At 68.6% G+C, this 17,253-nt stretch carries 15 protein-coding genes; 6 read left to right on the top strand and 9 right to left on the bottom strand.

The features are described from left to right. The first annotated feature begins 52 nt into the window (after nt 1–52). Entirely contained in the window at nt 53–1,612 is a 1,560-nt protein-coding gene (locus tag AABA51_RS05455) for a hypothetical protein (RefSeq protein ID WP_338275188.1), read from the top strand. Between the two features lie 439 nt (nt 1,613–2,051). Here AABA51_RS05455 and AABA51_RS05450 read toward each other — a convergent pair whose 3' ends face one another. Next, complete coding sequence (locus AABA51_RS05450; RefSeq protein ID WP_338275185.1) at nt 2,052–3,068, bottom strand: SUMF1/EgtB/PvdO family nonheme iron enzyme; 1,017 nt, start codon at nt 3,066–3,068, stop codon at nt 2,052–2,054. A 5-nt stretch (nt 3,069–3,073) separates the two neighbouring features. Then, complete coding sequence (locus tag AABA51_RS05445) at nt 3,074–4,798, bottom strand: hypothetical protein (RefSeq protein WP_338276446.1); 1,725 nt, start codon at nt 4,796–4,798, stop codon at nt 3,074–3,076. 316 nt (nt 4,799–5,114) lie between these two features. Between AABA51_RS05445 and AABA51_RS05440 the strand changes: the two genes are divergently transcribed. From AABA51_RS05440 to AABA51_RS05430, 3 genes are all read left to right on the top strand, one after another. Further along, a complete protein-coding gene (locus AABA51_RS05440) occupies nt 5,115–5,654 on the top strand; it encodes a tetratricopeptide repeat protein (protein WP_338275183.1) in 540 nt (179 codons plus the stop codon). A 269-nt stretch (nt 5,655–5,923) separates the two neighbouring features. Next, nucleotides 5,924–7,417, top strand: coding sequence for a hypothetical protein (locus AABA51_RS05435; RefSeq protein ID WP_338275180.1), 1,494 nt, complete (start codon nt 5,924–5,926; stop codon nt 7,415–7,417). Beyond that, nucleotides 7,414–8,016, top strand: a complete 603-nt coding sequence (locus AABA51_RS05430; protein ID WP_338275178.1) for a DUF3726 domain-containing protein — start codon at nt 7,414–7,416, stop codon at nt 8,014–8,016. The genes AABA51_RS05435 and AABA51_RS05430 overlap by 4 nt, the downstream gene beginning before the upstream one ends. 166 nt (nt 8,017–8,182) lie before the next feature. On the opposite strand, the gene AABA51_RS05425 is transcribed toward AABA51_RS05430, so the two are convergent. From AABA51_RS05425 to phnD (AABA51_RS05400), 6 genes are all read right to left on the bottom strand, one after another. Next, complete coding sequence (locus AABA51_RS05425; RefSeq protein ID WP_338275175.1) at nt 8,183–8,800, bottom strand: DapH/DapD/GlmU-related protein; 618 nt, start codon at nt 8,798–8,800, stop codon at nt 8,183–8,185. Beyond that, nucleotides 8,797–9,657: a phosphonate ABC transporter, permease protein PhnE gene (phnE, locus tag AABA51_RS05420; protein WP_338275173.1), complete on the bottom strand. Its 861-nt coding sequence runs from the start codon at nt 9,655–9,657 to the stop codon at nt 8,797–8,799. The genes AABA51_RS05425 and phnE (AABA51_RS05420) overlap by 4 nt, the downstream gene beginning before the upstream one ends. After that, nucleotides 9,654–10,589, bottom strand: coding sequence for a phosphonate ABC transporter, permease protein PhnE (phnE, locus tag AABA51_RS05415; RefSeq protein ID WP_338275171.1), 936 nt, complete (start codon nt 10,587–10,589; stop codon nt 9,654–9,656). The genes phnE (AABA51_RS05420) and phnE (AABA51_RS05415) overlap by 4 nt, the downstream gene beginning before the upstream one ends. A gap of 14 nt (nt 10,590–10,603) precedes the next feature. After that, the gene (gene phnC / locus AABA51_RS05410; RefSeq protein ID WP_338275169.1) at nt 10,604–11,413 is read right to left on the bottom strand and encodes a phosphonate ABC transporter ATP-binding protein; all 810 of its coding nucleotides are present in this window, start codon (nt 11,411–11,413) and stop codon (nt 10,604–10,606) included. A gap of 96 nt (nt 11,414–11,509) precedes the next feature. Further along, nucleotides 11,510–12,427 (bottom strand): phosphonate ABC transporter substrate-binding protein, encoded by a 918-nt coding sequence (gene phnD / locus AABA51_RS05405; RefSeq protein WP_338275168.1) that lies wholly within the window; start codon nt 12,425–12,427, stop codon nt 11,510–11,512. 169 nt (nt 12,428–12,596) lie between these two features. Beyond that, nucleotides 12,597–13,517 carry a phosphonate ABC transporter substrate-binding protein gene (gene phnD, locus AABA51_RS05400; protein ID WP_338275166.1) on the bottom strand — a complete coding sequence of 307 codons (921 nt, stop codon included), beginning with the start codon at nt 13,515–13,517 and terminating at the stop codon, nt 12,597–12,599. A gap of 431 nt (nt 13,518–13,948) precedes the next feature. Between phnD (AABA51_RS05400) and AABA51_RS05395 the strand changes: the two genes are divergently transcribed. Together AABA51_RS05395 and AABA51_RS05390 are read left to right on the top strand one after the other, a co-directional pair. Beyond that, nucleotides 13,949–15,103: an alpha-D-ribose 1-methylphosphonate 5-triphosphate diphosphatase gene (locus AABA51_RS05395; protein ID WP_338275163.1), complete on the top strand. Its 1,155-nt coding sequence runs from the start codon at nt 13,949–13,951 to the stop codon at nt 15,101–15,103. Further along, nucleotides 15,103–15,936 (top strand): sugar phosphate isomerase/epimerase family protein, encoded by an 834-nt coding sequence (locus AABA51_RS05390; RefSeq protein ID WP_338275161.1) that lies wholly within the window; start codon nt 15,103–15,105, stop codon nt 15,934–15,936. Before AABA51_RS05395 ends, AABA51_RS05390 begins: the two co-directional genes overlap by 1 nt. Before the next feature lie 146 nt (nt 15,937–16,082). Here AABA51_RS05390 and AABA51_RS05385 read toward each other — a convergent pair whose 3' ends face one another. Beyond that, nucleotides 16,083–17,228: an alpha-D-ribose 1-methylphosphonate 5-triphosphate diphosphatase gene (locus tag AABA51_RS05385; protein ID WP_338275159.1), complete on the bottom strand. Its 1,146-nt coding sequence runs from the start codon at nt 17,226–17,228 to the stop codon at nt 16,083–16,085. Nucleotides 17,229–17,253 lie beyond the last annotated feature (25 nt).

Raw genomic sequence — 17,253 nt, 5'->3', positions numbered from 1 at the left:
GTCTTGCATGCGCTTTATTGTTAAATTCACGATTTCGGCGTAGGGCGGATCCATGAACGGGACAGTGACGGCGCAGCCAAAGGCGCGCATTTCGAGCAGGATCGGCCAATTCGTGGACAGCCCCAACACCGTGATCGCGGCGCTGGCGCTGTCGGTCTGCGTGGCGGCGACGGCGGGCTACGTGGTGACCTCGCGCGCGCTGGGCTACATGTTCGGCCCCCCTGGTGAACTGGCCCAATCCGATGTTCCGGCAAGCCCGGCCGAGCGGCCCGCGCCGCGTGTGCGCCCGGCCCTTGCGCCTGCCGATCCCGCCGCCGTGGCGCTGGGTTTCGTCGACAGCCTGCCCGCCCGCGCCCTGCCGCCCCGCATGGAGGCCGCAGCCCTGACCGATCTGCCGCCGCGCATCGCGGGCCGGGATGGGGCAGCGCCCTCCGCATCGGGGCCTGTCCGCGTGATCGCCGGGCGGCCCGCCGTCATCCCGCCCGTGCGCCCGCGCGCGACGGGCGGGGATGGGGGCATCTTGCGGCTGGCCGATGGGGTGACGCCCGCGCGCGCGCTGGGGCTGCCCGGACCGGTGGCCCGGCCCGATACCGTGATGGCCCTGGCAGAGGCGCGAAGCACGGAGTCAGACCCCGGGGCGCAACCGGACGCCGGGGAGGTCGCAAGCCTGCGACCGGCGCTGCGCCCCGCGACGCTGTCCACGCGCGCGCGCGCGCCTGAGGAGGCCGATGCCGTGATCACGCTGGCCGCAGCCGCCCCGCCCGAGACCGTCGCCCCAAGCCCCCGCCAGATCGAGCCCGTGGCCCCGCGCGCAGGGGCCAACCCCTGTTCGTCGCGGCTTGCGCGCGAGATCCCGCGCCGTCCGGGGCGTGCGGCGGGCGGAACGGCGGTGATGGCGGCGCTGGGCGATGGCAGCGGATCGGGGCGTGACAGCGCCATCGTCGCAGAAGCCCTGCGCGGCAATATCCCCGATCATCTGCGCGATCTGCAGCCGGTGCGGTTCGCCGGGATCGTGGGCGGTCGCCAGACCGAGATCACGATCTGCGTCATGCCCGATTACCTGGCCATCGGATCGGACGAGGATCATGTGCGCGTGCCGCTGGGCCTGCCCGCGGCGCTGAGGGTCGCGGAGGCCTTCGACATGATGCTGCCCACGACGCGGATGGTCGATGCGATCTATGCGCAGGCCGATGTGCGGCTTTCCCCCGCGCCCATGCCGCCGACCTCGGCCATGTCGTCGACCTCGTATTTCCTGCGCCATGATGCGACGGTGACCGCGCAATTCGCCCGCGCAGGCGCAAGGCCCGGTCTGTTGGTCGCGGGCCACAAGAAGGATGTGGTCATCGCCAACAGGCTCGCCAATGCGCCGGGGCGCGTGGCGATCTATGGCTGGCACCGGTCGAACGGCGACCCGATCCAGCCGCTGTCGACGGTGCATGGCGAATATTACGCCGATTACAGCCATGGCATAAGGTTGATCGCGCGGACCGCCTATGTCGACGGGCGCGCGGTCGATCTGCGCGGGCTGTTGACCGATGGGCAATATGCGGGGCTGTTGAACAGCGACGGCCCGTTGAGCGGGACAACGGTGCGGCTGGCCGCGCTGCGCTGACGGCGGGGGCGTTCTGCCCTTTGGGATGGGGATTGGGGGCTCTGCCCCCGTCGCCTTTGGCGCCTCCCCCGGAGTTTTTCGGCCAAGATGAAGGGGTGGTGGGTCTTGCGGTGGGCCGGGGCCGCGCGGCTTGCGGCTTGCGGCGGCAAGCTGGCGCGGGGGGCAAGGGTTTGGCCGTGCTGCGCGGAGGGCCCGTGCGTTTGGTCCTTTGGGCCGGGGTTTGGTGGGGGCGCTGCCCCCGTCGCCCATGGCGCCTGCCCCGGAGTTTTTTTGCCAAGATGAAGGGACGTTGAGGGCTGTGCGGGGGGTGGTCTGTGGTGATCCGCGCGCAAGCTGGGCTGCGCGCGGGGTCGTGGGGGGGCGATGGGGGGTTGCGACGGCGCGGGGGAGCGCGCCGGGGCGCAGGGTTCGAGGGGCGCGCGGGGTGGCCTTGCAGGGGTCAGCCCACGTCGCGGAAGCAGCGGAAGCCGAGGTGGTAGTTGCGGTGGCTTGCCTCCGACATCACGGCGGTGCCGTGCCAGAAGGGCGCGCGCCAGCGGGCCCAATGTTCATGGGCGCGGATCGTGTCCCAGATGAACCACGAGCCCTTCATCTCGGTCACGCCGAGCGTGGTCGAGCCGCGGCTGGCCATCTGGTCCTCGGAGAGCGGCAGGTTCATGTGTTCGGCGGCATTGCCGTCGATGTCGAAAACGCCCAAGGGCGAGCGGCATTCGGGGAAGGACCCCGCCGGATAGGTGTTGGAGCCGCAGCCCGTGAAGCTGCCGCCGTTGCACGACGCATTCTTGAAACTGCCGGTGGCGCAGACGCCCGAGCGCCAGCTGCCGATGGAATAGGTGCCCGACGTGTTGGCGTAGCGGGAATTGTGGAGCGAGCGCATCGTGTTGACGGCGGCGGACGCCCCCATGCCGCGAATGCGGTCGAAGGGGTAATCGGGCGGCAGGAGCTGGCCTGCGGCGGCGCCTTCCCATTCATGGGCGTCGCCCATGCGCTTGCCTTCGGCGGCGCAGAGCTGGGCGGCCTCATTGGCGCGGACCCAGACGACCGGGTAGGCCATGGGAATGTTGGGATATTCGAACATGTCGGCGCAGACGGTCGCGTCGCGCGGGCTTTGGGTTGCGGGATCGTAGAGGGGCACCATGAAGGGCTCGCCGCAGATCCGTTCATAGTCCCGGTTTCGGTAGCCTTGCTGGACCTGCGCGACCGAGCCGCCGAGGCGGGCGGCGGCCTCTTCAGGGGTGAGGGGGTGCCGGGTGACGGCGGGATTGCCCTGCCCCATCCAGCCATTGGGCGAATTGGCGAAGATCTGGCGGATGCGGCTGATTTCCGCGCCCGAGACGCCGCGGACCTGTTGCATCTGGGCAAACATCGCCTCGTTGCGTTCGGCCAGTGTCTGGGCCCCGGCCGGAAGGGCCAGGATGAGGGCCGCAAGCGCGGTCTTGAGGATCGGTCGGATCATTTTCGTCAGTCCCTCCGCACAAGGTAGAAGAAATCGCGATTGTCGGGGGCGGCGATGAAGCGGGGCACGCCGCCCGGATCGGCTTCGGCCATGCCGCGCACGAGATGGCGGGTTTCCAGATCGCCGCTTTCGCGGGTGTAGAGCGCCATGTAGGTCAGCTCCTGGCTGTTCATGTCCAGAAGCATCGCATAGTCGCAGTGATAGGCCTGGAAGGTGCGCGCCATGCCCGAGGGGGTGGCGGCGGAGAAATAGGCGTAGATCAGGAATTGCCGCCCATCGACGGTGCGCAGGCAGGCACCCCCGCGGAGCGTGCGCAAATTCGCCTCGGCCGAGCCCGACCAATTGCCGCCGCCCCAGGAGGTCACGCGGTCGCCGGGCACGCCGTTCTCGATCAGGGGCACGCCGTTCTGGCGGGCGAAGACGAGGCGGTCGCCAAGGGTGGCCGCGTCGGCCTCGGTCCAGCTGCGCATGTCGATCGTGCCGTCATCGCGCACGTAGAGCGTGGCAAGCGTCGGCCAGAGGCGGGAAAAGGTCACGCCATGGCTGAGAAAGCCGTAGTGATTGCCCCAGTTGAAGGTGGCGTAATCGCCAAAGCGCCAGGCCCCGTGTTCCCGCTTGAACCCGCCGGTGAAGGTGGCCGCGACGGTTTCGTAGAGCGCGGGGGAGAGCATGCCGTTGAAGACCAGCGGATCGGGGCGGTCGAAGCCGTCGGGACCCGGGCCCTGGTAGTGGCGGCCCGCCCCCGAGGGGCGCGGCGACCAGCCAAGCGCGGGATGGTCGGTGCCAAGCTCGTAGCCGAGGTCGAAGCGCGACATGTCGAAGGCCACGAGATAGACATCGGCGCGGTTTTCGACCCCGTCGAGCCCGTTTGCGCCCGGAACCTCGAAAACCGAGCGCTCGATCATGCCGGGCTGCATCACCGAGGCATAGATGCCGGGCGCGTCCGACACCTCGTACCAGCTGCCCGCGATCATCGCGCCGCCATCGGTCCCGTCGAGGTCGAAGCCCATGGCGGGGCGCATCGCGGGGGTTTGCGACAGGCGGGCGGTTCCCAGCAGGTCGACGCCGCTGATCTCGGCCTCGGTCTCGATCCCTTCGGAGGAGACCATGAAGGCGTCTTCGAAAAAGGCCCCCTTGATCAGGTTCACGATCTGGTCGCCGAAGACCACGTTGTCGCGCAGGAACTGGGAGACGGCTTCGCGCGTGGTGCGGTTGCCGCGCACGGGGTTGCGCAGGAAAAGCGCCCAGTCACACAGCGGCGCGAAGGGCAGATCGGTTTCGGCAGCCGCCGCGAGCGCGCCGTTTTCCCAAGGCGCGCAGGGGATGGAGAAGCCATCCTGATCCAGAAGGAGCGCGGGTGCGTCGCCGTCCAGCCCAAGCGAGATCTGCATGGTTTCGGGATCGGCATTTTCGAGATGGTAACTGCGCGGGCGGGCGTCGGGGGACGTGATCTCGACCACGAACCACGAATTGACGTTCGGATTGACCGAGGTCAGGCGATAGGTGGTGCCATCCGGTCCGGTCGCCTCCTGATGGTTGCGCAAGGGGTTGAGCGCAAAGACGGAGCCCGGAATGTCGCGCCCGCTTTCAGCCCGCTGGGCGGCGAGGGTGGCGGCATCGGGAAGGCCGATCCCCTGTGCTGCAACGCCCCCCGGCCCGAGCGCCGCAAGCCCCGCAAGGAGGCACAGGCTGACGAGAGGGCGGCGGGAACAGCGGGTCGGCAATGGCACGGGCAAGGCAATCTTCCTTTGGTCAAAGCGGCGGCGGGCGGCGGGGCCGAAATGGGCCCGGGTCAAGTGTTGCAACAACTTGCCCCGAGGCGCAACGCGGCTGCGCGGCAAAGGGATGGAAATACTGCGCAAGACGGCGGTGCCAAAAGCGGAGGCGCGGCTTTGGCGAGGCCCGCGTTAACCCTGTGTTAACCCATCGTCGCAAGGGTGGCGAAAGGGGGATGTCGATGCGCGGACGAGGCGCGGCCAGCGATGGGCGGGCCGGAACCATGCTGCGCGCCGTATCCCGTGATCGACACGCAACAAGGGGTTGGGCATGGCGCGTCATTCAGCATTCGGTGAGCCCGAGGGGCTTGCAGCAGGCACGGGCGGGGATGGCGTGCCTATCCCCGGCACGGGCGAGCATCTGTTGATCCGGGCCCTGTTGGGGCGCGGCGATATCGAGGCGGCGCTGGAACGGGCGCGCCGCGCGCAGCCCATGGCCAGCCGGTCCGATGCGGTCGATCTGGTCGTCGACCTGGCGCTTGAGGCGGAACGCCTCCAGCTGGCGCGCGGGATACTGGCGCATGTGGGGGCCGAGATTTCGCCCCTGCAGGACGCGCATGTCCGGGCGCGGATCGCGCTGTGCGAGGGCGATCTTGCGGCGGCGACCGCGATCCTTGTGACCGCGATCGAGGCGCAGCCGGGCGCCATGCCGCTGCGCGCGCTGCTTGCGGAGGTGATGGTGGCCGCGGGCAATGCCGCCGATGTCCGGGCCGTGCTGTCGATGCTGGGCATGGCCCCGGTCAATCCCCTGCCCCGGGACGGATCGGAAGCGGCGGAGGATCTGGGCGGGGTGGACCAGCGGCTGGGCTGAGCGGGCGCGGTTTGGTTTGACCTCTGCCGCCGCACGGCCCATGCTGGGCCAAGCGGGACATGGGAAGGCGGGCGCGCGATGGACGGCGGCGGCACGGCTGAGGAAAGCGGCCCGCACAGGCCTGCACGCGGGCTTTCGCGCCTGCGCGCAACGGACGGCAAGCCGATGGCGCGGGGCGTGGCGTCGCGCACGGCATCGTCCGGGACCGTCGGAACATGACCGGTGCGAGCCCGAGCCCGGCCCGGGCCCTGCGCCCTCCGGCGCACGTCATGCAATTGGCCCGATTGGGCGAAATGCGGCCAAGCCGGCTGAGTTTCGTGCCACAACTGCTGCGCCGCCTGTCGCTGTCCGGCCGGGCCCTCGAGCGGCGGGTTTTCACCTGTGATGCGGCGGGGCATGGGCGGGCGGTCTACGGGATCGGGATCGGGGGCCGGTCCTATGCCCTGGTGGCGGTCAGCGGCGGGGACGGGATCGGCGTGGCGCTCCATGACGGGGTGCCAGACAGCCTGGCGCTTGCGCGGCTGTTCGATGAGCTTGGCGGGGATGGGCCGTTCCGGGCCAGCGAGCGGGAATTGTGCGTGGCGCGGTTGCAGCGCGACGAAGGATCATGGACCCGGGTCGTCGCGGCGCTGTCGCAAGGCGCGCAGCCTGCGCCGATCCCGGAGGGGGGGGCGCTGGTCTGGACCGGGGCGGTCCTGGCCTCGGGCAAGGCGGGGACGACCGACCGGGACCTGATCGAGGATCGGCCCGAGCTGCATGCGCCCTACCAGGCCGAATTGCTGATGCTGTGGCTGGCGCGGATCCTGGCGCGCGACCTGTGCGAGGCGATGGCGCGGGACCGCGGCGGCGCGGGGGCCGTCGCGCTGGAGGAGGCGGGGGCGCGCGCGCTGGGTGTCGGGCTTTGGGCCGGGTTGGGCATGGCCGCTTTCGCGGTGAACCATCCCTGCCTGTTCAACACCTGGATGATGGCGCGCGAGGAGGCGCTGGGACGTGTGCGCGCCCTCGAGACGGCGGGAGAGGCGGAATGGCGGCAGGTGGCCGCGCGGATCGCCGCCCCCGATTTCGAGGGGCGCGCGGCGCTGATCGGGCGGATGGCGGCAGGCCCTGCGGCGCGCGCGCCCTGGGCGGATCTGGCGCGCTGGGCCGACGGGGCGCTGCCGATCGCGGCGCAGGAGGTTCTGGCCTCGGCCATGCTGGAGCCGCATGGGGTGCTGGTGGACGGGTTGGGCCATTGCATGTCGGACCGGCTGGACCGGGATTACCGGATCGACGGGGCCATGGCGGTGGGACGCGTGCGCGGGCTGATCGCGGGGGTGCATGGCTGGGCGCTGGAGCGCGACTGGTCGCAGGTGTCGATGACGGCGCTGGCCTGGTCGATGACGGGCGAGGAACAGGACCCGAGGCTGGGCGCGCGAGACGGCGGGCCGGGCGCACCGTTCGAGCTGCCGCTGGCGGTGGTGCATGACGCGGTGCGGGCGTGGCGGGACCTGGGGCTTTATCCCGACGAGACGCCGGTGGCGCAGGTGTTGCTCGATCATCCCGACCATCGCGCAGCGATAAGGCGGGCGCAGATCGCGGCTTTTGCGCCCTATGCCGAGATCCGCGAGAACCTGATCGATGCCGATATGCGGCCCGCTCTGCTGATCCGGGCGATGCTGGCCTTTCTGGGGGCGGAGGTCCGGCAGGGGCATGAGGCCGACCGGGTCGCGGCACGGGTCTTTGGCGGGGCGCCCTGCCCTGTCGCGCGGCTGGCCGCGCCATGACCGACAGCCTGTCCTTTGGCGAGATCGAGGCGTTGGGGCGGCGGGCGGCGCGGGGCGCGGGCCTGCCCTGGGGGCTGGCGGAGGAGGCCGGGCGCGCGGTGCGCATCCTGTGCGCGGCGGGGCTTGACGGGGCGGCGGCGCTGGCGGGGCTTTTGGCCGAGATCAGGGCGCGGCGCGATCCGAGGCTGGCACCGGTCCGGGCGCTCGACCGGGTCTGGCGGGCCGAGGGCGGCGCGCTGTGCCCGATCCGGGCGGGGGCGAGCCTGAGCGACATGGCGCGGCTGATGCCGCCCGATGGCGTAGGGATGGAGGGGGTGCTGGTGCCGGTGCTGATCCTGCCCTTTGCCGCTGATGTGGCGCGGATGCTGGAGGGGCCGGTGACGCTGTCGTGGCGGGGCGGCATCCTGAGCCTGGGCCCCGAGGGGCTGCCGCGCGCCGAAGGCGTGGACAAGCTGATGCGGGTCCAGCAGGCAGGGTTGCACCTGCATCCGGGCGGACCGGGCCTGCCTGCGGCATCGGCGCAGACGCGGGCGCGGCCCGATCCGCGCGCGCTGGCCGCGCTGGAGGCGCTGGCGCGCCGGACCCGCGCGCCGGGTTAGGGGGTTAGAGCGCGTCGCGTTCATTCGCAGTCACGCGCCGCACTCCAACCTTTTGGTGTCGCATGTCCGGGGAGCGCAAAACCGGTTCCCACTTTTGCGCGACATGCTGTCTGATTTCGCATGTCCGGGGAGCGCAAAACCGGTTCCCACTTTTGCGCGACATGCTTCAGGGGCGGTATTTCTCGATGAAGGCGTCGATGGACAGGGCGCGGAAATCGGGGATGGCCGCGCCGAAGCGGGCGTGGTCCCAATCCCACCAGGCGATGTCCATCAGCGCCTGTTCCTGGCCTTCGGTGAAGCGGCGGCGGATGGGCCGCGCCGGGCTGCCCGCGACAATGGTGTAGGGCGGCACGTCGCGGGTGACGACGGCCCCTGCCCCCACCACGGCACCTGTGCCCACGGTCACGCCTGCAAGCACCGTCGCGCCATGGCCGATCCAGACATCATGGCCGATGGTGACCCAGTGTTCCTTGCGCCATTCGAAGAATTCCGCCTCGTCCGCGCCGAACCCGTATTGGGCGGCGCGGTAGATCGCGTGGTGCTGGCTGGCGCGCCAGGTGGGATGGTTGCCGGGGTTGAGGCGCACCATGTTGGCGATGTTGGTCCATTTGCCCACGGTCGACCAGATCACGTGGCCGAAATCGCAGATGTAGGAATAATCGCCCAATTCGCACTGGGCGAGCTTGGTCAGGCGGCCCACCTCGGTCCAGCGGCCGAGGGTCACATCGGCCCCGATCTCGGCTTCCGGGTGGATGGTCGGGGCCTCGGTCAGCTGTTTGGTCATGGATCGTGCTTTTCTCCGATGGCCCAGAGGCGCACGCGCTTGGACAGCCAGTCAATGGCGAAGATGAGGATCAGCACGTTCAGCACCACGAAAGCCACCTGGTCGTAGAGCTGCGCGCGGAAGCGTTCGATGATGATCATCCCGATGCCGCCTGCGCCCACGATGCCGAGGATGGTGGCCGAGCGCGTGTTGCTTTCGAGGAAATAGAGCGATTGCGAGATGAAGACCGGCAGGACCTGCGGGATATAGCCGTAGCGGATCACGCCGAGCTGGCTGGCACCGGTGGCCTTGACGCCTTCGACCTGCTTGCGGTCGATGTTCTCGATCGCCTCGGAATAGAGTTTCGACAGCGTGCCGAGATCGGAAACGAAGATGGCGAGAACGCCCGCCAGCGGCCCGAGCCCCACGGCGCGCACGAAGACGAGGCCCCAGACCAGGCTGTCGATGCCGCGCAGGATGTCGAGGATGCGGCGCACGATCTGGCGCACGATCCCGAAGGGCATGACGTTGCGCGCGGCCAGGAAGCCCGCGCCCAGCGCCCCGATCGTGCCCAGAAGCGTGCCGAGAAAGGCCATGGCGAGGGTCTGGGCGATGCCCACGTAGATCTGGCGATAGGACCAGGTTTCCATGTCCTGCCAGACCACGAAATTGCGCAAGAGGCGCAGGACGCGGTCGGAGGCATCGAGAAGCCGACCGAATTCGAAATACCACATCGAGCCGATGACATAGATCACCGCAAGGATCAGGGGCGCCCAGCGGCGCAGCCTCCGCAGCGGCGTGTCGAAGGCACCGGGATGGGCCTGGCGCAGGCCCGCGACCTGAGCCTCGGTGACGGCGGAAAGGGAGGCGATGCTCATGCGAAATTCTCCCGCCCGATATAGCCGAGGCGGATCCGCTCGGAGATCAGGTCGATGATGGTCACGGTCAGCACGACGAGGATGAGGACGGCCATCACCCGGTCATCGGAATAGAAGGAGATGACGCGGTTGAGTTCCTGCCCGATCCCGCCCGCACCGACGAAGCCGATGATGGAGGAGGCGCGCACGTTGATCTCGAAGCGCAGCATGGCGTAGCTGAAGAAATTCGGCGCGACCTGCGGAACGACACCGTAAGCCATCTTTTCGGCCCATGTGCCGCCGACGGCGGTGATGCCCTCGACGGGTCGGGAGGAGGCGTTCTCATTCACCTCGGCAAAGAGCTTGCCCAGGGCACCGGCGGTGTGGATCGCGATGGCCAAGACGCCCGCAAGCGGGCCGATCCCGATCATGAAGACGAAGACGAGCGCCAGAAGGATCTCGGGGATGCCGCGACAGATTTCGAGGAACCGGCGCGAGACCCAGTAGACCCAGCTGTTGGGCGCAAGGTTCACGGCCGCCGGGAAGGACAGGACGAAGGCCACGGCCGCGCCAAGCAGCGTCGCCGTGATCGCCATCAGGATGGTTTCCCAGATCAGCGCCAGATAGGTCCAGAAATCGGTATACCAGAAGGTGAGCGAGCCGGGCACGGCGCGGCCATCGGGCGTGCGCCCCTCGAAGAGCAGGTTCCATTGCAGGTCGGGCAGGATCGTGCCGAAATATTCGAAGATGCGCGGCAGGCCATTGGCCAGCCGTTCGGGGTAGAACTGGCTGATCCAGACCGAGAGGCCGAGACAGACGAGAAAGGCCAGAAGCGCCACGATGTTCCAGAGCCGCTTGGAGGCGCGCAGCTCGGCCCGGTGGCGTTCATAGGTGGAGACGGCGTCGCGCGGGGCATCGCCCGGCACGCCGTCCGCGGGATTGGCATAGGTCATGCGTGCTGTCCCCCTCAGGCCGGAACGCGGACAGGCGCGGGCGCGGTCGGGATGGCGGTCGAGGTCGCGGCCTCGTTGAAGGCTTCATCCGCCTCGGCGCCGTAGATCTCGCGCGCCATCTGGGTGGTCAGAAGATCGGGCGTGCCGTCGAATACGATGCGGCCATCCTGCATGCCGATGATCCGGTCGCAGTAATTGCGCGCGGTGTCGAGCGTGTGGAGGTTACAGATCACGGTGATCCCGTCCTGCCGGTTGATGTCGCGCAGAGCGTCCATCACGATCTTGGCGTTCATCGGATCGAGCGAGGCGATGGGTTCGTCGGCCAGAAGGATCTTGGGTTCCTGTGCCAGCGCGCGGGCGATGGCGACGCGCTGCTGCTGGCCACCCGACAGCGTTTCGGCGCGCTGAAGCGCGGTATGGGCCATGCCCAGACGGTCGAGCGCCTGGATCGCGAAGGCGCGTTCGCGCGGCGTGAAGACCTGCGCCATCGAACGCCAGGCGGGCACATCGTAGAGCCGCCCGGTCAGGACATTGGTCACCACGTCAAGACGGCCGACAAGGTTGAATTGCTGGAAGATCATCGCGCAATCGGACCGCCAGGCGCGCAGCTCGCGCCCCTTGAGGGCGGCGATATCGGTGTCGCCGAACAGGATCTGCCCCTCGGAGGGGTCGATCAGGCGGTTCAGAAGCCGCAGGAGCGTGGATTTGCCCGCCCCGGAACGCCCGATGATGCCCACCATCTGGCCATCGGGGATTTCCAGGTTGGCGTTGTTGACGGCAAGGTTCTGGCCGAACCGGCGGGTCAGTTTCTCGATCTTCAGCATGGGGTCAACCTTTTGGTCATGGCCGAAAGGATGCGGCCGGGCGGACAGGACGAAACGGGGCCGGCCCAAGGCCAGCCCCGTTCCTGTTTGTTTGGTTCAGCGCGTGCCGGTGGCCTGGCGGCGCATGTTGATGATCGGCTCGTAGAATTCGGAGGTGATCGGCCAATAGCCCATCGCCTCGCCATCGTTGATCGCGTCAAAGCAGGCGCGGTCGATGGTCTGGAGCTGCATCATCGCGCCCATCACCAGATCCTGCAGTTCCTGCGGCAGGTCGGCGCGGATCACGCGGGGGCCGTTGGTGATCAGGTTCGACTGCCAGATGATGTTGATCTCGGACATGTCGAGCAGGTCACGGTCGACCATGGAGCGCAGGTTGCCGCGGCTGTAGCCCTGGTTGATGTCGCCCACACCCGAGGTCCAGGTGACGCCACCATCGTACTGGCCGTTCAGAACCGCGATGACCGCCTGTTCATGACCGCCGCCAAAGCCGGTTTCGGAGAAATAGGCTTCCGGCTCGATCCCCATTGCGCGCAATTCGGCGTTCGGCACGAGATAGCCGGAGGTGGAATTCGGGTCGGCCCAGGCGAGGCTGCGGCCTTCCATCTGTTCCAGCGTCTCGATCCCGCTGTCGGCGCGGGTATACATGACCGAGTAATAGCCGAGCGAGCCGTCCACCTGCATGGTGGTGTAGAGCGGGCGCACCGCCTCGGGGTCCTGCAGGTAGATGCCGGCGTAACCCGCCGAGCCGAGCCCCGCGAATTCCAGCTGACCGGCCAAGAGACCCTGCATCACGCCGGCATAGTCGGAGGCGGGGTAGAGCTCGACATCGACGCCCAGACGCTCTTCCAGATAGGCTTCCTGGCAGGCGTGGTCGCGCAGGCGGTCGGCCTCGTTCTCGCCGCCCAGAAGGCCGATGCGGAAGACGGGAACCTCGTCGCGCCAATCCTGCGCGAGGGCTGCGGTGGAGGTGAGCGCGGTGGCGCCGGTCAGGAGTGCAAGGACGGTGAATTTCATCTTGTGACCCTTTCTGGACGGAAATCGTCGGTCGGTTGGTTGGTTTGGTGGTGTTCGGATTGCCCGGCACGGTGCCGGACGCTCGTGAAGCCGGACCAAGCCGCGACGGGCGCGACCAACCCCGGACACGACGCGGCGGGGACTGCCGCGCCGTGAGGCCCCGTGCAGATCAGCGGCTGCTGGTCTGCATGCGGCGCATTTCGACGACCGGCTCGAAGAAGCTGTGGTCGACGGCGACATAGCCCATGCCGTCCCCACCCGAGGTGGAGTAGTAGCATTCGGGCTCGTTCTGGAGCTGGTTGGCGAGGTAGTCGGTGATCAGCGCGCGCGGCTCTGCGGGCATGTCGGTGCGCACGACGATCGGGCCGTTGGGGATCTGGCTCGACTGCCAGATGATGCGCAGATCGGCCATGTTCAGAAGGCCATTGTCGATCATGGAGCGCAGGTTGCCACGGGTATAGCCCTCGGCAGGATCGCCCACGCCGGACACCCAGGTGACGCCCGCGTCATACTGGCCGTTGAGCACGGCCACGACCGCCTGCTCGTGTCCGCCGCCAAAGCCGGTTTCCGAGAAATAGCTCTCGATATCGATGCCGCCGCGCGTCAGTTCGGCCAGCGGCACGAGATAGCCGGAGGTGGAATTGGGATCGGCAAAGGCGAGGCTACGGCCCTGCATCTCCTCGAGCGAGGTGATGCCGCTGTCGGCGCGGGCATACATCACGGCGAAATAGCCGGTCGATCCATCGGCCTCGGCGGCGACGAAGATCGGCTCGACCGCTTCGGGGTCCTGCAGGTAGATGCCCGCATAGGACGACGCGCCAAGCTGGGCGTAATCGAGCTGGTCGGCCAGAAGGCCCTGCATCACGCCCGCGTAATCGGGGGCCGGGAAGAGGTCGACCTGCACGCCGAGCAGCTCTTCGAGGTCTTCTTTCAGGCAGGCATTGTCGCGCAGGCGATCGGCGTCATTCTCGCCGCCCAGCAGCCCGATCCGCAGGACGGGCATTTCGGTGCGCCAATCCTGCGCCAGCGCGGCGGTGGAAAGAACGGCGGTCGCGGCAAGGGCTGCGGCCGATACGGTGAGCTTGAACATGAATGTGCATCCCGGTGTTGAAACATGGGCCACCACGGGGAGCAGCAGCGCCCGGCGGTGACGCGCCGAGGCCTAGGGGCGTTGCATGATCGTTGTGTAATGGTTCCACGAATGATTTGTGACGATCCGCGAAACGCCTGATCCCATGGGGGAATCATCGAGCGACACCCCACGCGCCCTGGTCCCGCCCCAGGGGGCGCGCCTCGACAAATCGGCCAAATGTCGAAGTAAACCGGCGCTTTGGCAGGCGAATCCCCCCAAGGCACCTACCCGGATCACGATTCGCCCTGGCGGGTCGGGAAAGCATCCACCGCGACGGGGCAGGCGCGTCACGAAAGCTTCACCCGACCGCGACATGGGCGTTACATGGCGGCGATTCATACGGTGCGTTCAACGGCCCGGTCAGCGGTCGTTCAAAAGGAGCCTTTCCGATGTTCGACGCCCAGCCCCCCAGCCTGCCCCTCACGCTGCGCAATGCGCGCATCGTCATGCCGCGCGGCATCGTCGAGGGCGGGCTTGCGATCGAGGACGGGCGCATCGCGGGCATGACGCGGGCGGGCGATGGGGTCGATCTGGGCGGGGCCTTCCTGATCCCCGGGATCGTCGATCTGCATACCGACCACGTGGAGCGTCACACCCATCCCCGGCAGGGCGTGCTCTGGCCCTTCCTGCCCGCACTGATGGCGCATGATGCGGTGGTGATCTCGGGCGGGACCACGACGGTCTTCGACAGCCTGTCGGTGGGCGCCTCGATGAAACGGCCCGAGCGGCGCGAGATCCTCGAGCCGCTTGTGGCCGCACTGGCCGAGGGGCAGGCGTCGGGCGCGTTCCGCGCCGAGCATCTCTTGCACCTGCGCTGCGAGATTTCGGATCCCGACACGATGGCGCTGATCGATGCCACGGCGGATCATCCGCTGACGCGGCTCGTGTCGGTGATGGACCATACACCGGGCGACCGGCAAAGCCCGGATATAGGGCGCTGGTTTTCCCACATGATCCACGAGATGGAGGTGGACGAGGAGACGGGTCGGGGCATGCTGGACGAGCTGCTCGACCGCTCGCGTCGGCGCGGGGCCGAGGTGCGCGCCCATGTCGTGGCCGCCGCCCGCGCCCGCGCCCTGCCCGCGATGAGCCATGACGACCGCAGTGTGGAACAGGCAGACCAGGCCGCGCGGGAAGGGCTTGCGATCTCGGAATTCCCGACCACGGTCGCGGCGGCAGCCCGCGCCCGCGAGCTGGGGATGGCGATCGTGGCGGGCGCGCCGAACTACCTGCGCGGCGGGTCGCAATCGGGCAATGTCTCGGTGGCGGAACTGTTGTCGCTGGGCCTCGTCGATGCGCTGGCCTCAGACTACATCCCGCGCTCGCCACTCGACGCGGCCTTCCGGCTGGCGGCGGACCCGGCCTTTTCCCATGATCTGCCGGGTGCGATCGCCCTTGTCACCGATGCGCCTGCGCGCATGACCGGGCTGCCCGACCGGGGGCGGATCGAGGCGGGCTTGCGCGCCGATCTGGTCGCGGTACGAAGTGTCGGCGATCAACCCGTGGTCCAGGCCGTCTGGCGCTGTGGAAGGCAGGTGTTCTGATGCTCCCCCTCAAGATCGGTGCGGCCCTGATGGTCGCGGATCTCCCCCGCTATCGCGACTGGCTGATCGACGGGCAGCGCGACCTGGAGGTGCAGGATTTCCTGCGCCCGGGCGTTCTGACCGGGGATTGGCAGGGCGTGGTGGCCGAGGCCAGGCGCCATCTGGACGGGTTCGAGGGACGGCTCGGCATCCACGGACCCTTCTACGACATGGCGCTCGACATGGCGGATGTGGACATCGCCCCCATCGTCGCGCGCCGCTTCGTGACAGGGGTCGAGGCGGCCGCCGCCCTTGGCGCGTCGCAGATGGTGATCCATTCCCCCTTCACCACCTGGGATTGGTTCAATTTCGGCGACAATCCCCAAAGCGGCAACCGCCCCTCCGCCTTCGAGGCCAAGATGGAGCGCGCCGTGGCCCTCCTTGCCCCCGCCCTCGCCCGCGCCGAGGCCGAGGGCGTGACGCTCGTGATCGAGAATATCGAGGATATCGCCCCGGGCTTTCGTCGCGAACTGGCCCTGCGCTTTGCCAGCGATGCCGTCAGGCTCTCGATCGACACGGGCCATGCCCATTACGCCCATTGCGCCACCGGCGCGCCGCCCGTCGATTATTTCGTCACCGATGCGGGCGCGATGCTCGCCCATGTCCATCTGCAAGATGCCGATGGGTTCGCCGACCGGCATTGGCCGCCCGGGCGCGGCACGGTGAATTGGCACGCCGTCTTTCGCGCCATCGCAGCCCTGCCCCAGCGCCCGCACCTGGTGCTGGAGCTGCGCGATGCGGGCGACATCCCCGCCGCCATGAGCTGGCTGGAGCGCGAAGGGCTGGGGCACTGAGCACGGTGCGCCCCCTTCATCTTTCCACAAATATGCAGACCGGACCGCACCCGCGCGCGCGACGCTCAGGCTACGCGCCCTTGGCGCGATCCTCAGGCGACGCGCCTTTGGCGCGATTATCACGCAACGCGCCTTTGGCGCGATTATCAGGCAACGCGCGCCCCCGCCGACCAGACCCCGCGCAGGACCGGCACGCCCTCGACCAGCCGGAACCGGATCACATCGGCCCGCATCCCTTCGGCGAGGCTTCCCCGGTCCATAAGCCCCGCCGCATGGGCGGGCGCGCGCGTCACGGTCGCCAGCGCCCGGGGCAGATCGCCCCAGATCTCGCCCAGAAGCACGGCCGCATAAAGGAGCGCCGCAGGCACGTAATCCGACGAGACGATGTCGAGGAGGTCCTCGCGCGCCAGGTCCATGGCCGAGACATTGCCCGAATGCGATCCGCCCCGCACAAGGTTCGGGGCCCCCATCATCACCGCGATGCCATGGTCACGGCAGGCGCGCGCGGCCTCGCGCGTCGTGGGAAATTCCGCCAGCGCGATGCCATGGCCGGCGGAGCGGATCACATGGTCCACCTCGGTGTCGTCATGGCTGGCCAGGACCGCGCCCAGCCGTTGCGCGGCCTCGACGGCGGCGGCCTCATGGGGCGCGCGCACCACCTCGCCCAGCGCCTTGCGCGTGCGGACATGCTCCTGGAACACCTCCTCGGACAGCCCGTGCTTGCCCTTCATGTAGGTGGCGTATTGCCCCAGATCCGCGAATTGGCGCTGGCCCGGCGTATGGTCCATCAGGCTCAGGATGCCGATCCGGTCCTCGGGCCCGAACTGGGCCAGTTCCTCGATCAGCGAATGGGAACAGATCTCGGCGCGCAGGTGGATGTGATGGCTGATCTTGAGCGCCCCCGAGGCCCGCATCGCCAAGAGTTCATCGGCCAGGTCGCGGGCATAGCGCGACCAGCCGATGCCGCCCTTGCCCTCGATCGAGCCCACCCGGATCGCGTCGAAGACCGTGGTGATCCCGCAGCCCGCAAGCTCGGCATCATGGGCGACAATGGCGGGTTTGTGCGGCCAATGCGCCGAGGGTCGGGGGCGGATGTGACGCTCGAGGTTGTCGGTATGCAATTCCACCAGGCCCGGCGCGACGATATCGCCCTCGCAATCCACGGCCCCTGCCGGCACAGCGCTGCCATGGGCCAGTTCGACGATCTCGCCCCCGCGAAAGCTGATCCGCCCCGTGATGTCGCCCTCGGGCAAGATCAGCCGTGCATTGGCCAGCGTCAGGATTTCTGTCATCGGGGCATGGTCCTTGGGCATGTCA

It is taken from the genome of Roseicyclus marinus, assembly GCF_036322625.1.
GTDB lineage: Bacteria > Pseudomonadota > Alphaproteobacteria > Rhodobacterales > Rhodobacteraceae > Roseicyclus > Roseicyclus marinus_A.
Note: the sequence above shows the minus strand (reverse complement) of the source record. Positions and strands in the feature narration are given on the sequence as shown.

What these genes read in the sequence shown, in the direction of transcription:
- AABA51_RS05455 (WP_338275188.1), top strand. Translation starts at nt 53, where the DNA reads ATGAACGGGACAGTGACGGCGCAGCCAAAGGCGCGCATTTCGAGCAGG.
- AABA51_RS05450 (WP_338275185.1), bottom strand. Translation starts at nt 3,068, where the DNA reads ATGATCCGACCGATCCTCAAGACCGCGCTTGCGGCCCTCATCCTGGCC.
- AABA51_RS05440 (WP_338275183.1), top strand. Translation starts at nt 5,115, where the DNA reads ATGGCGCGTCATTCAGCATTCGGTGAGCCCGAGGGGCTTGCAGCAGGC.
- AABA51_RS05435 (WP_338275180.1), top strand. Translation starts at nt 5,924, where the DNA reads ATGCAATTGGCCCGATTGGGCGAAATGCGGCCAAGCCGGCTGAGTTTC.
- AABA51_RS05430 (WP_338275178.1), top strand. Translation starts at nt 7,414, where the DNA reads ATGACCGACAGCCTGTCCTTTGGCGAGATCGAGGCGTTGGGGCGGCGG.
- AABA51_RS05425 (WP_338275175.1), bottom strand. Translation starts at nt 8,800, where the DNA reads ATGACCAAACAGCTGACCGAGGCCCCGACCATCCACCCGGAAGCCGAG.
- phnE (WP_338275173.1), bottom strand. Translation starts at nt 9,657, where the DNA reads ATGAGCATCGCCTCCCTTTCCGCCGTCACCGAGGCTCAGGTCGCGGGC.
- phnE (WP_338275171.1), bottom strand. Translation starts at nt 10,589, where the DNA reads ATGACCTATGCCAATCCCGCGGACGGCGTGCCGGGCGATGCCCCGCGC.
- phnC (WP_338275169.1), bottom strand. Translation starts at nt 11,413, where the DNA reads ATGCTGAAGATCGAGAAACTGACCCGCCGGTTCGGCCAGAACCTTGCC.
- phnD (WP_338275168.1), bottom strand. Translation starts at nt 12,427, where the DNA reads ATGAAATTCACCGTCCTTGCACTCCTGACCGGCGCCACCGCGCTCACC.
- phnD (WP_338275166.1), bottom strand. Translation starts at nt 13,517, where the DNA reads ATGTTCAAGCTCACCGTATCGGCCGCAGCCCTTGCCGCGACCGCCGTT.
- AABA51_RS05395 (WP_338275163.1), top strand. Translation starts at nt 13,949, where the DNA reads ATGTTCGACGCCCAGCCCCCCAGCCTGCCCCTCACGCTGCGCAATGCG.
- AABA51_RS05390 (WP_338275161.1), top strand. Translation starts at nt 15,103, where the DNA reads ATGCTCCCCCTCAAGATCGGTGCGGCCCTGATGGTCGCGGATCTCCCC.
- AABA51_RS05385 (WP_338275159.1), bottom strand. Translation starts at nt 17,228, where the DNA reads ATGACAGAAATCCTGACGCTGGCCAATGCACGGCTGATCTTGCCCGAG.